This is a genomic window from Neptuniibacter sp. CAU 1671, from assembly GCF_029222905.1.
In the GTDB taxonomy this organism is placed as follows: domain Bacteria; phylum Pseudomonadota; class Gammaproteobacteria; order Pseudomonadales; family Balneatricaceae; genus Neptuniibacter.
In genome coordinates this window covers 42564-55519 of the sequence record NZ_JARHUE010000002.1, presented here as the reverse complement: position 1 = coordinate 55519, position 12956 = coordinate 42564, and the positions used below count along the sequence as shown (strand labels likewise).

Sequence of the window (12956 nt, the reverse complement as noted above, 5' to 3'; positions counted from 1 at the left end):
TTTTGCAGGTTCAGTGCCAACACAACAAAGCCATAAAACAAAACGGCCATTTAGATTTAAATTAATGTTTTAAAAAGGATTTTATTAATTCAGGATCTTTAATCAGACCGAATTAGCGATAAATAAAGAGATCGGAGTTTGTACAGCACAAGCAGTTATAGAAACGGCTGTCTCGTGAATGCGACAGCTGATTAATCGCGTGGACTTATCTGTCCAGCGCGATAGATTGCGGAATAAAATCGAGGATTAACTCCCGGTTTTTATTCGGGTCCTGCGCATGCAGAATAACGAGCTTCTTTTCCATCCGGTTGGAGACATAGGCCCAGTTCTGGTCTGCACTGGTGCGGTAATTAGTCGGTTCTGTCAGGTTGACCCACAACACCGGATCAGCCCCCTTCAGAAAGCCGAAACTCCCTGTTTCCGACCCGTTAGCCTCAATGGCCGGTTGCTTCATCCCTGCAGAAAATCCCGCTGCATACACCCGGTTTGGCAGTGGTTTCTGGCCTTCATACTTAACCCAACCGTTTGCTGAAGGTTTCGCACGTTCAGAGATTAACTGAGAGTCACAACCCTTCGGCTGTGTTGAAAACAGCGCTTTGGCAGAAGCGGTTGTTGCAGGGTTACGCGACAGTTGTACAGGTAAACCCTCACCATCTGCGGCATAAAAAATCGATTGCCCGGCTGACAGGCACAACCAGCGACTGGCCGCTGGAATAGACAGCCCATGCTCAACCCGCAGAGTTTCAAGATCAATCTGAACGGCCTGCCCTTCTTTCATGGACACAGCCAACAGTCGCTGACGAAATGGGTGAATGTAGAGCTGTTCCGGCTGGATACCGGTTTTGATCTGCGACAACAGCCAGAGCTGGTTGGCATCGTAGACATTGATCAGATCACTGTCGGCCTGAGCGACAAACAACAATCCACTTTTAGCGGGTTTTAGCGGTATCAGAAAGAAGGCGGAGAGGCTCAGACAAAGCAGCAAGCTCAGGCTTAACAACCACCGGGACCGATGCAGAACCTTGCAGGGAGCGTCACTGGCATGGGCGGTATCACATGGGTTCTGCACAACCGTGCCCTCTTATAACTGACTGGATCGGCTGACATCCGCAGATGTCAGCACGACTAACTACCGGCTCAAACGACTCAGGTCTGGATATACGCCACATGGGTGTGGGTGTATTCATAGAGGCCATGCTTGCCATCTGCACCGCCAATACCTGACTTGCGCACGCCGGCATGGAAACCCTGCATCGCTTCGAAGTTTTCGCGGTTAACGTAGGTTTCACCAAAATCCAGCTGAGCAACCGCTTTCATCGCCTGACTGAGGTCCTTGGTATACACCGACGAGGTGAGGCCGTAATCGGAGGCATTAGCGCAAGCAATCGCTTCATCCAGATCCGACACCACCTGAATCGGCAGCACCGCACCAAACACCTCTTTGCGCATGATCTCCATATCTGAGCGACATCCTGCGATGACGGTCGGCTGATAATGGAAACCCTGTCCCAGATCGGCAATCTTGCCACCGGTGGTAACTGAGCCGCCCTGTGCAATGGCGGTATCCACCATCGCGGCGACCTTATCCAGCCCCACACGATTCACCAGCGGACCCATATCCACATCCGGCCGTGCAATCGGATCGCCGTAGGTGGTCATGGACATGGCACGGGTGATCTTGTCGATAAATTCATCTGCCACTGCAGCCTGCACATAAACACGCTCGGCACAGTTACATACCTGACCGGAGTTGATTACACGGGAGTTTTTAATCGCATTCACTGCCAGATCCAGATCGGCATCCGCCAGTACGATGGCCGGTGCTTTACCACCCAGCTCCAGATTCAGCTTGGTGATGTTGGTTGCAGCCGCCGCCATGATGCGAGAGCCGGTTTCCACACTGCCGGTAAAGCTGATCAGATCAACACCGGCATTTGAGGTCAGGGTCTGGCCCACATTAAAACCGGAGCCACAGACCACGTTAAACACACCGGCAGGCAGATCGGTTTCAGCCACCAGCTTGGTAAATTCAAAACAGTTATTCGGGGTTTCTTCACTGGGTTTGATCACAATGGTATTGCCGGTAATTAACGCCGGTGCCATCTTGCGGGCAATCAGGAAGAACGGGAAATTCCAGGGCAGAATGCCTGCCACCACACCGATGGGTTTGCGGAACAAGAAGATATTTTCGCCCGGCCGGTCACTGGTAATGATCTCGCCTTCAATGCGTCGCGCCCACTCTGCCATGTAGTCCAGATAGTCGGCGGTAAAATCCACTTCAACCCGAGCCAGGCTCAGTACTTTGCCCTGCTCAAGGGTAATCACCCGCGCCAGTGAATCGGCATTTTCACGAATTTTGCTGGCTATTTTTCTCAGATGCGCACCCCGTTCAACCGCAGGTTTGGCCGCCCAGGCCCTTTGCGCAGAGCGTGCAGCCGCGATGGCGCGTTCAACCTCACCGGTTTCCGACTCCGGTACCCGGGATAACAAAGCCCCCGTGGCAGGGTTGTGCACATCAATAGTATTTTTTGGCAATCCACTGAATTCGCCGTTGATGTAATTCTGATAGATACACACGTCAGTCATGGCTTAACTCTCTTCTTATGGTAAAAAGCCGGGCCACCCTTTGTGGCGATGACCCGGCTTGTAAGGACTACTTAGCGTGTTGCGGCGTCGATCAACTTATCCGCTTTGGATTTAAGTGCGAACACGTGCAGTACACCGCCCTGTGGCACCACAGTGGTGTGGTCCATCACAGCGTCAAAGGCACCCTGCATACGCTGAGCGTCAACACCCCAGCCTGCCTGTACACCGATGAACTGCGTACCGTTTACGCTCCAGCTTGAAGGCACCGCAGTGATGCCGGAGTTAGCACGGAACTGCCACAGTTTCTTGCCGGTACGGGCATCCAGTGCACGGAACACACGGTCATTGGAGCCGCCGGAGAACAGCAGGTTACCGCCAGTGGTCAGGATCGGACCCCAGTTCATCTCTTTGATGTTGAACTGCCATACTTTTTTACCGGCTTTCAGATCCCATGCCTGGATTTCACCAATGTGATCCTCAGCACCTTCAGCCAGACGGATGTTGGTCAGGATGTCTGCAATCGGTACCCCGATATACAGCTCGCCGGATTTACGTGGACCCAGCTCAACGCCGCCCATTTCTGAACAGAGGTTTTCGTGGGCAGGAATGTAGAACAGACCGGTTTTCGGGTTGTAAGCTTCTGGTGGCCAGTCTTTACCGCCCCACAGAGACGGACAGAAGGTCACGGTTTTGCCAGTGCCCGGGGTATGTGCAGGGTCATAGGTTGGACGACCGGTTTTTGGATCAATGCTCTTGAATACGTTCTGTTTCACGTATTTTTCAGCATCCACAAACTGGATAGAGCCGTCTTTTTTGCGCTCCAGTGTCCACAGGTAACCATTACGACCGGCGTGTACCAGGCCTTTGATTTTCTTGCCTTTGTGTTCGTAATCGATGATCACTGGTGGGGATACTTCATCCCAGTCCCAGGCATCGTTCCAGTGGTACTGGTGGTAACCCTTCAGCTCACCGGTTTTGACATCAAGTGCCACCACAGAGTTGGCGTAGAGGTTATCGCCAGGACGGGTATCCGGCATCCACGGACCACCGTTACCGGTACCGTAGAACGCGATACCCATATCCGGATCATAGGTACCGGCAATCCAGACAGACGCACCACCGGTTTTCCAGGCATCCCCTTTCCAGGTTTCACTGCCCGGCTCACCCGGTGCCGGAATGGTGTGGGTTTTCCACTTGATCTCACCGGTTTCAGCATCCACCGCCGAGATATGGCCACGAATACCGTACTCACCACCGGAGACACCCACCATCACATTGCCTTTGGCAATCAGTGGTGACAGGGTCATGTAGTAGCCGTCCTGCCAGTCAGCGACACAGGTTTCCCACGCCTCTTCACCGGTTTTTGCATCCAGAGCCACCAGGCAGGCATCCGTTGCTGCTAGGTAGACTTTATCGCCATACAAGCCAACCCCACGGTTCGTCGGGTGCAGCTGGAACAGCTCTTCCGGGATCTCCTTTTTGTAACGCCATAGCTCTTTCCCGGTTTCTGCATTCAGAGCGATGACCTGATTGTTAGGGGTCGAGATGAACATCACACCGTCATTGACGATTGGGGGCGCCTGATGTCCTTCCAGTTCGCCGGTTGAGTAGGACCATACCGGTACCAATTCATCGACGTTATCCGCATTAATCTGATCCAGGGGACTGTAGGTCCAGCCCTGATAGTTACCCCGCCACTGCAGCCAGTTTTCCGGCTCCGGATTCGCCAGACGGCTGTCGGTCACCGGGCTATATTTATCCAGCGGGTTAGACTTGGCTGCTGCCGCGCCACCCACTGCAAATGCAGCCGGTGCAATCGCGACCGCAACGGTCAGGGCCCCAAATCGTTTTGCAAATGACATATTGCTCACTCCTGTTTTTTTATTGTCTTCAGAGGAATCCCCACCCGGGGAGTTGAGACATCAGATAGTTATTTCTTGTAACCGGGGGATCGGGTGAACTCTTCTTTCACCACAATCAGGTCATCGACGATCTTGATTGGCAGCATCGCCAGTCGACGGGTCGCCGGGCCGTTGGTCACGTCACCAGCGGCATAAGGGTTAAAGCGGGAGTAGTGACAGAAGCAGAAAAACTCTTTTTTATCCGCCACAAAGGAATTCACATCACAGCCCTGATGGGTGCAGATTGCCGAGTACGCCACCACACCATCTTCTGAGTTGTTTTTGGTGGTCTCGTCCATCAGTGCCGGATCAAGGCGCATCACCATGACTTTGTTGAAACGCGAACCGCTGCGGATCACACCGCTTTCCGGGTCCTGCGGAAAAGCCATCACCTGCTGGGCTTCAAGCACCAGCTCCGAGGCTGAAATGGGACGGGCATTGCCATGTCCATCTTCGATCACCAGCAGATCACCTGGCTTAGGGCGCTGGCTATCCGGTTTTTTGCTGGCCGCGTCTGCTTTAGAGGCAAGACCCGCCGTGGTGCCGATGGCGGCGACACAGGCACATGATTTAAGAAAGTTTCTACGTTCCACGATTACTATCACCGTTCTTATCGTTATGGTTTCGGGACTGTCAGATTCAAACAGACCGCTTGATACCCCTATGGCAAACGCTATGCCAAAATCCGATCAAGAAACGGGTGATGATTTTTAATTACTTGTATTTATTAAAAAAATAAAGAAAAAACCCATTGAAAGCGCTAGCCCAATACATCAGCAACAGCTGCCACAAAGGTTTTAAAACACAACAGGTGTTGCAGGTGACGTTGCAACAACGCCACACCCACAGCGCCAGGACAGTCACTCACAACCGGAGGAAGAACATACGACCTGAACAACACGACTCAGCGGTGCCAGAAATGCGCTGTTGCAGCCGCCCCTTCAGCAGCGCAACACCTGTCGAAAAGACGCAACAGATGTCTTCGCCATTAACGGAAAAATTCAGACAAAACGCCGTAAAACCGGCACATGAAAGGGGATACAGGGGGTGGCAGGCATTTTGCAAAACCCCGGCTGGATACAACAATAAAAAAGGATAACCTCTGTGAAACGTACAACATTAATCAAACTCGCCCTGATCAATTCTCTGGTGATAAGTCCCATCACATGGGCAGCACCGACTCAGCTCTGGCAGAATGCAGCAGACTACGTAGCCATCAAAGCCAGTCCTGACACACCCCCTAACCAGCACCCCTACCCGCTGAAAGCGGATGCTCTGGCCCCGCTGTTAAGTCAGGTTCAGGTGGCTGTGGCTGAAAACACCAGCCTGCTGGGTAACCGGGAGGGAGAACGTCACCACCGGGTGTTCAGTGACCGTGAAATTGACCTGCTGGCCCACCAGCTGAGCAGCGGTCTGAATCAGGCGGCCAGGGATGAAGTCGTGGTGTTTTCTGTATCGGATCTGAGGGCAGCTTACTTTGGTGAAAAAAGCCTGACCGTCAGTGGCACTGCCTTCGTTCGCGACAACAAGCTGAATCTGTTATTTGGCGAGATCCATGTAGATCTGCAGAAGAAATATGTCCGCTCCGGCCAATCGGTCAGTAACAGTCGTTTTGCCTCCAAGGTAGAACTGGCCCGTTTCAGGCTGCCGACAGGTGACCAGCAACAGGTCGTTTCCCATGACTGGCACCTGCTGAGTTTCAGCGGCGCCAGCGCTGTTGCCGATCGCAGTGACTGGCTGGCCGTCGATCTGAATCGCACATACAGCTACCAACTGGAACAAAGCGAACCCCAGAAAACCCTGAAATACGTCGCAGCGGCCGAGCAGGAACATGACGCAGCGCTGGAAGCGCGTATTCAGCGGCTTGAGCAAAAGCAGGATACCCCGCCTGCTGCTGGTGAGGGTTTCGAATCCCGCCTGCGCAAACTCAAGGCCCTGTATAAACAGGGCATGATTCCGGACGATGTCTACAAGCAGCGCGTGCAGGCCATCGTCAATGAGATGTAACCCGTCAGCATTCGGAGAATTCACTATGAAAAAGTTTACCCCGGGGCTGCTCAGCTTGGGCCTGCTGTTCGGTGCCACTCAGGTTGCTGCACAGGCAGAGGCGCCTTTGCTCATGCAGCTACAGAAAGATATTTTTGCCGAGATGCTTCGCTTTAATGGCGAGCAGATGAAAACGGCGACGGTGTTGCAGTGGTGCGGTAATCCAGAACTTGCCAGTGAGTTTGCGCTGCCACCTGACGCCCGCAAACGCGAACTGTTTCAGGCCTTTGTCGTGGCAGGCACCCAAAACGTCGCCGCGACTGAAATCGCCCGCAAAATGCCGGATGATCGCTGGGATCTTTTCAGCCATGCCATGAACAGTGATCTGGACCGCTATCTGGAGGGCCTGAATCAGGGCCTCACCCTTGCCTTTTCCACACCCAACGCCAAAGCGCAGTTCTGCCAGCAGCAGGAGCAACACGCCATCGAATCGGCCCGGGTCATCAAATCAGTACGTCAGGAATAATCATATGAAACTTAAAACCACATTCAGCCTGAGTCTGGCTGGCTGGCTGCTCAGTTCCGCAGTACTGGCCGCACCTCTCACCGTCGAAAAAGCCTGGGAAAGCGAGGCACAGCTGCTGCAACCCGAATCGGTTGTGTATGACATTCTGCGCCGCTCACTTTATGTCTCAAACGTAAACGGTGAGCCCGGTGAGGCTGACGGTAACGGCTTTGTTTCACTGCTGGATGAAGCGGGGACGATCAGCAAACTGCACTGGGTCGACGGTCTCAATGCCCCCAAGGGTATGGCGATGTTTGGCAAAAAGCTGTTTGTCGCTGACCTGGATACATTGGTGGTGATTGATGTTGAGAAGGCAGAGATTCTGCAACGTTTCAAGACCGAGCAAAGCAGTTTCCTTAACGATATCGGCATTAACGAAGAAGGCATCGTGTATGTCACGGACACTATGAACAACCGGATTTACCGACTCTACAGAGGCAAATTTGAAATCTGGCTGGAGGATCCGAGACTTGAAAACCCCAACGGCATCTATGTTGGCAACCATCATATCTTTATCGCCAGCTGGGGGGTGCCTACAGAAGGCTGGAGTACCAAGGTACCGGGGCACCTGTTACAGGTCTCACTACAGGATAAAACAGTGGAAGATTTCGCTTCAGAAAAGCCCATTGGCAATCTGGATGGCGTAGCCAAAATTGATGAAAACAACCTGCTGGTCACTGACTGGATGAGTGGCAAGTTGCTACAGCTAAGCCGGGAAGGTGAACAGTCTACGCTGGCTGAACTGGGTCAGGGCGCCGCGGATCTGCTCTATTTGCGCAGTAAGAAGATGATGTTGATTCCGCAGATGATGGAGGGTCGACTGGTAGCCCTGAAAGTGAAATAGCCGCAAGAGAAAAGTGCGCAGCGGCTAAGCCGCTGCGCACCCGTGTATTACTTGATATCAAACGCGATCAATGTGCCTTCGATCATGACCGGCAGAATAACCCGGCCCTGCTCAGGCAGGTAGGTCAGATCCGCAGTGCCCTGGCTAAGTTCAACCAGTTTTACTACCTCACCGGACTGATCAATGGTCATCAGCACCCCGGCCATCCAGTCGGTAGCCAGATACTGGCTCTCATCCAGACGGTGCAGACCATCCAGATTGCCAATGGGTTTGTCTGATCCCACATCGGTAATCTGACGATCCCGCAGGGATACCCTCAGCAAGTGCCCCGGCACCTTGGTACTCCAGCCCTCTGTAGGCACACCCCAGCTGGCCACAATCAGGTTGTCACCATCCGCAAACAAACCATTTGGACTTTCCAGTTTCGGGTTTTCCAGCCAGACATGCAGGCCATCATCTTTCAGCACATAGATGCGATTGGTGGCGGTGTCGGTGATGTAGACTTCACCCTCATCGGTGATGGCCACATCATTCAGAAAGCTATTGTCCGCTGCTTTGTGGCGCTGAACCACTTCAGCCTTGTTCAAATCCACTACGACAAGTTGCGTCAGGTCTGCAACATAGAGTAGACCTGATTTGATCGCGATACCCTTGGGCGCATCCAGTCCAGAGACCCAGTCGGCCTTGATCAGCTCACCGTCAGTGCCGAGTTTTGCAATGTAACCATCGCCATCCGCGGCACCAAAATCGCCTTTGATATTGGACAGGTAGAGAGCGTCTGAAGCGGCATCATAGGCCACGGATTCGGGGTGTTCGAACACCGCTGGCGTTTTCCAGACCTCAGTCAGCGCAAGGGTTTCAGCCTGAGCAGTAACGGTCAGTGCCAGCGCAACGGCGGCACCGAGAGAATGTTTAAGCAATGTCATGATCACTCCTTTATTCTGATCTTCCACACCTTAACAATACATCGCATCCTCGTTTTCAGCTGCGCAATAGCTCCAGCAGATTTGCCCATTTCTCCAAATCTGGCCCCACACTTGCTTAACCCTGTAACACTGCTTCGTTGATACAGGAAAAATAACAATGGAAAACTTCTATCGACGCACCCGTGCCCTCATGCATGGCTTCAGTCAGGAAACCGGCCAGTTGGCCACCCCACTCTCTCACTGCAGCTTTGTCCGGCTGGAGGGCAAGGGAGAGAGCTGCCCCGCTTTTTATACACCCTCCCTGTGCATGGTGATTGAAGGCAGCAAAACCGCCGAGATCAACGGCCGTACCGTCAGCTATTCGCCCGGCGATGCCCTGATTGCATCAACTAACCTGCCGGCCACCACGGCCATTGAGACCGACCCGGAAAGTCAGGTGTTTCTGGGCTTACAGATTGCGCTGGATTTTGAACTGCTGAATCTGACCGCGGAACAGCTGGCAATGGATGTGGGTAACTGTCGTGGCTCAGACCTGTTTTGCCTGCAGACACTGGATCTGGACACCGGTCTGCTCAGCAGCATCGAGAACTACCTGACACTGATTGAACATCCGGATGAACTGGAAGATCTGCAGAACCTGCGTTTGCAGGAGATTTACATCCGCCTGCTGCGCAAAATGCCGGTCAGTCTGCTGTTCCAGTTTCTGCGCGAGGACAACACCTCCCAGCGAATCCACCAGGCCACTGACTATATCCAGCAGAACCTCAGCGATGATATCTGTGTTACTCAGCTGGCATCCATGGCCAACATGAGTGTGTCTGCCTTTCATATGAATTTTAAAAAAGTCACCCGCCACAGCCCGCTGCAATACATCAAACGCCTGCGCCTCAGCGAGGCCCGCAAACTGATGTTCGCCAAGGGCCTTTCTGTCTCTGCCGCCGCCTATGAGGTGGGTTATGAAAGCCCCTCGCAGTTCAGCCGTGAATACAGCCGTCAGTTTGGCCTTTCCCCCCGCGCGGACCGTTCAGCCTGAGCATCACTTCAGGCTCAGCACCCCTGCCAATCCGGGTTCAACACCTGTCGCAGTTCAGCTATACGGTTGTTGCGCCCGGACAACATTCCCCACGTTTTATCGCGCTATTCGCACAGAAACAAAAAACAAAACTATTATTTTTCAGATAGTTAAAAACAAATCATCTGACATTTTCAGCCACAGAAATCTGGCACGCAAAATGCCATCTCCAAGATTCAACATGTGTTCAACAATAATAAAACGGAGACAGAAATGTCAGATATCCTCTCTTCAGAAGCCAAGGCCTTTTTAAGTCAGCCCCTGCAGCTGTTTATCAATGGCGGCTGGCAGGCCAGCAAAAACGGTGGCAATACCGATGTCATCAACCCATCCAATGGACAGACCGTCGCCAAAGTTGCCTCCGGCGATGAAGCCGATGTAAATGTCGCGGTGGAAGTGGCCGATCTGGCCTTTCAGGAATGGTCCAAACGTACGCCGGAATCCCGTGCCGCCATGCTTAACAAACTGGCAAATGCACTGGAAGACAAAATCGATGTCCTAGCACAGCTCGAAGCTTTGGATGTGGGCAAGGCCTATGTCAATGCCAAGGGTTTTGATATTCCTTTCGGCATCGACTGCGTTCGTTACTACGCTGATCTGGCCACTCAGGCTGAATATGAAAAACCGCTGCACCTGCAGGACATTGATGCCCGGGTACACCGCGTGCCTTACGGTGTTTGCGGCTTTATCTTCCCCTGGAACTTCCCCTTCGATCTGCTGATGTGGAATGTCATGCCAGCGTTGGCGGCGGGCAACACCGTGGTGATCAAACCAGCTGAACTGACGCCACTGACTACCCTCTACTTCTGCAAAATTGCCGAAGAGGTGGGTATCCCTGCCGGGGTCATCAACGTCGTAGTGGGTGCGGGCCGCAAAGTCGGCACTCCGCTGGTACAACACCCTAAAATCCGTCGTATATCCTTCACCGGCTCCTCCGGTGTCGGTAAACAGATCGCAGCTATGTGTGGAGAACGTCCCATACCCTGTAAGCTGGAACTCGGCGGTAAAGGCGCAGCCGTGGTGTTTGAAGACGCAGACCTGGATAAAGCGGCCACCCAACTCGCCGGTGCCATCACCCTGAACACCGGACAGGTGTGCTGTACCGCTACCCGCTGGCTGATCCATGAGTCAATCTATGATCAGTTTGTCGAGAAGGTCACCGCCACCCTGAAAGCTACCAAAATTGGTCCCGGTCTGGATCCGGACACCCAGATGGGCCCCCTGGTCAGTCAGGCGCAGCAGGATACGGTACTTCAGTATCTGGATAAGGGCCTGTCAGAAGGTGCCGAAGCCATTCTGAATGGTGGCGCTCTGAGCATATCCGGCAGCGAAGGCGGGTTCTATGTATCGCCCTATCTGCTGGGTGGTTCGGCCGACAACATCTGCTTCCGTGAAGAGATCTTCGGCCCGGCAGCCTATCTGGTGAAATTCAAAACCGAGACCGAAGCACTGGAGCTGGTTAACAGTCTGGATTACGGTCTGGCCAACAGCGTGTTCAGTGAAGACCTGACCCGCTGTCAGCGCGTGGCGGAGAAAATGATCGCCGGCAACAGCTGGATCAATGCTCACAACGTGTTTGCCTACGGCCTGCCCTACGGCGGAATCAACAAAAGTGGTGTCGGCGGCGGCGTGAACTGTCCCGAGACGTTCTACGATTACCTGCGTGACCTGACCATTGCCCGACCATTGGGTTGATCCACCCAGACAGCCCGGCCTCCGTGCCGGGCTGCATTTCACATTAGGCATTGGGTTGCTTGTGAGGCATCCTGAAAATTGATCCAAATCAAGTTTTGAGTCAGTTCAGCAGAAAACAGTTACTTAAAATTTTAAATAAGTTCAGGATTAACACATCAGATGTAGCAGGGGGTTTTTATGGAACATGTCAACGAAGCCAGACGACCAAAAGTGCTCCTGGCGGACGATGCCATTGTCTGTCGCGAAACCCTCTCAGGCATTCTGAAATCCAAACAGTTTGACGTCCATGCTGTGACCAACGGTATGGAAGCCATTGCGGCCTACACTACAGATACCTTTGATGCGGTTCTGCTGGATCTGAAAATGCCGGAGATTGATGGCCAAACAGTTGCCAAGCTGATTCGTAATCAAGGTTTTGCCGGGCCCATCATTGCCATTACTGCCTCACAGATGGAGAACCGGCTGCAACTGATCGAACAGGGTTTCACCGACCTCTGCAACAAGCCGATCTTCGGTTATCACCTGATCAAAACCCTGGAAAAACACCTGACTCATTTGGGCAGATATTAGTTTCTGCGCCGATCATCAGGGTCTACAGGACAAAATACTCTTTAATCCCGGCCATAGTATTGGCGGTCGCCACCGACGCCAGAATCAACCCCATTACCCGACTGATAATACTGGCGCCGCTGTTGCCAATCAGACGATGCACTGAGCTGGCAGCCAGCATTAACACCAGAACAACCAGCAACACCGCCAGCATCGTCAGACCCGTCTGCACCTGTTCCCAGACATGATAACGCGCGTTTTCTGTCAACAGTACGGCTGCCAGCATGGCACCCGGGCTTGCGATGGAGGGCACCGCCAGCGGATAGATGGCCGTCTCCTGCTCGCTTTTAATCAGTTTCACTTCCTGATCGGGTTTGCTTTCCCCAAAAATCATCTGCATTGCAAACAGGAACAGGACGATACCGCCCGCCACCTGAAACGCTGACAGCGGAATATTCATTGCCGACAGAATCAACTCACCGGCCACAATAAAAAACACCAGAATGGCGGCCGACATCAGAAACGCCATCAGCGCAATTTTGCGTTTTTCCTGCACACTGTGATGGCGTGTTACGGCGATAAAGACCGGTACGGTGCCTATAGGATCAATCACCGCGAAAAAATAGATAAATATGGCGATAAAATCGATCATGAGCGTCCCTAACTCGGGGGTATTTTAGGTGATGTAACGGGGCTGTCGGAACAAGAGAGTGACGTGCATTAAAAATGCGTATGCTCAAACCTGACAACACGTGCCATCCAGCAAGACAAAACCAAGAAACCAGAAAATAGTGACAATCTACTAGGGCGTTGAATACCGTTTTTTAATACA

The 12956-nt window shown here is 52.9% G+C and carries 12 protein-coding genes; 6 read left to right on the top strand and 6 right to left on the bottom strand.

The features are described from left to right. Window positions 1–205: 205 nt before the first annotated feature. The 4 genes from P2G53_RS04190 to P2G53_RS04175 all read right to left on the bottom strand — a co-directional run bounded on the left by P2G53_RS04190 (window position 206) and on the right by P2G53_RS04175 (window position 5080). Window positions 206–1069, bottom strand: a complete 864-nt coding sequence (locus tag P2G53_RS04190; RefSeq protein ID WP_275814255.1) for a hypothetical protein — start codon at window positions 1067–1069, stop codon at window positions 206–208. Between the two features lie 77 nt (window positions 1070–1146). Next, the gene (gene aldA, locus P2G53_RS04185; protein WP_275814252.1) at window positions 1147–2586 is read right to left on the bottom strand and encodes an aldehyde dehydrogenase; all 1440 of its coding nucleotides are present in this window, start codon (window positions 2584–2586) and stop codon (window positions 1147–1149) included. Window positions 2587–2657: 71 nt separating this feature from the next. After that, complete coding sequence (locus P2G53_RS04180) at window positions 2658–4448, bottom strand: PQQ-dependent dehydrogenase, methanol/ethanol family (protein ID WP_275814249.1); 1791 nt, start codon at window positions 4446–4448, stop codon at window positions 2658–2660. Window positions 4449–4516: 68 nt separating this feature from the next. Next, on the bottom strand, window positions 4517–5080 hold the full coding sequence (locus tag P2G53_RS04175; protein ID WP_275814246.1) for a Rieske (2Fe-2S) protein: 564 nt from the start codon (window positions 5078–5080) through the stop codon (window positions 4517–4519). 511 nt (window positions 5081–5591) lie between these two features. Between P2G53_RS04175 and P2G53_RS04170 the strand changes: the two genes are divergently transcribed. From P2G53_RS04170 to P2G53_RS04160, 3 genes are read left to right on the top strand one after another with little or no spacing between them, the layout of a single operon-like run. Continuing rightward, on the top strand, window positions 5592–6494 hold the full coding sequence (locus P2G53_RS04170) for a hypothetical protein (protein WP_275814243.1): 903 nt from the start codon (window positions 5592–5594) through the stop codon (window positions 6492–6494). Between the two features lie 25 nt (window positions 6495–6519). Then, window positions 6520–6999 (top strand): hypothetical protein, encoded by a 480-nt coding sequence (locus tag P2G53_RS04165; RefSeq protein ID WP_275814240.1) that lies wholly within the window; start codon window positions 6520–6522, stop codon window positions 6997–6999. Between the two features lie 4 nt (window positions 7000–7003). Continuing rightward, a complete protein-coding gene (locus P2G53_RS04160) occupies window positions 7004–7882 on the top strand; it encodes a hypothetical protein (protein ID WP_275814237.1) in 879 nt (292 codons plus the stop codon). A gap of 47 nt (window positions 7883–7929) precedes the next feature. Here the strand turns inward: P2G53_RS04160 and P2G53_RS04155 are convergent, their stop codons facing one another. Next, window positions 7930–8808, bottom strand: coding sequence for a hypothetical protein (locus tag P2G53_RS04155; RefSeq protein ID WP_275814234.1), 879 nt, complete (start codon window positions 8806–8808; stop codon window positions 7930–7932). A 157-nt stretch (window positions 8809–8965) separates the two neighbouring features. Here P2G53_RS04155 and P2G53_RS04150 point away from each other — a divergent pair, with 157 nt between their 5' ends. From P2G53_RS04150 to P2G53_RS04140, 3 genes are all read left to right on the top strand, one after another. Beyond that, window positions 8966–9841 carry an AraC family transcriptional regulator gene (locus tag P2G53_RS04150; protein ID WP_275814231.1) on the top strand — a complete coding sequence of 292 codons (876 nt, stop codon included), beginning with the start codon at window positions 8966–8968 and terminating at the stop codon, window positions 9839–9841. Window positions 9842–10093: 252 nt separating this feature from the next. Beyond that, on the top strand, window positions 10094–11575 hold the full coding sequence (locus P2G53_RS04145) for an aldehyde dehydrogenase family protein (protein ID WP_275814228.1): 1482 nt from the start codon (window positions 10094–10096) through the stop codon (window positions 11573–11575). A 177-nt stretch (window positions 11576–11752) separates the two neighbouring features. Further along, on the top strand, window positions 11753–12145 hold the full coding sequence (locus P2G53_RS04140) for a response regulator (protein ID WP_275814225.1): 393 nt from the start codon (window positions 11753–11755) through the stop codon (window positions 12143–12145). A 22-nt stretch (window positions 12146–12167) separates the two neighbouring features. Here P2G53_RS04140 and P2G53_RS04135 read toward each other — a convergent pair whose 3' ends face one another. After that, window positions 12168–12776: a MarC family protein gene (locus P2G53_RS04135; RefSeq protein WP_275814222.1), complete on the bottom strand. Its 609-nt coding sequence runs from the start codon at window positions 12774–12776 to the stop codon at window positions 12168–12170. Window positions 12777–12956: the final 180 nt, after the last annotated feature.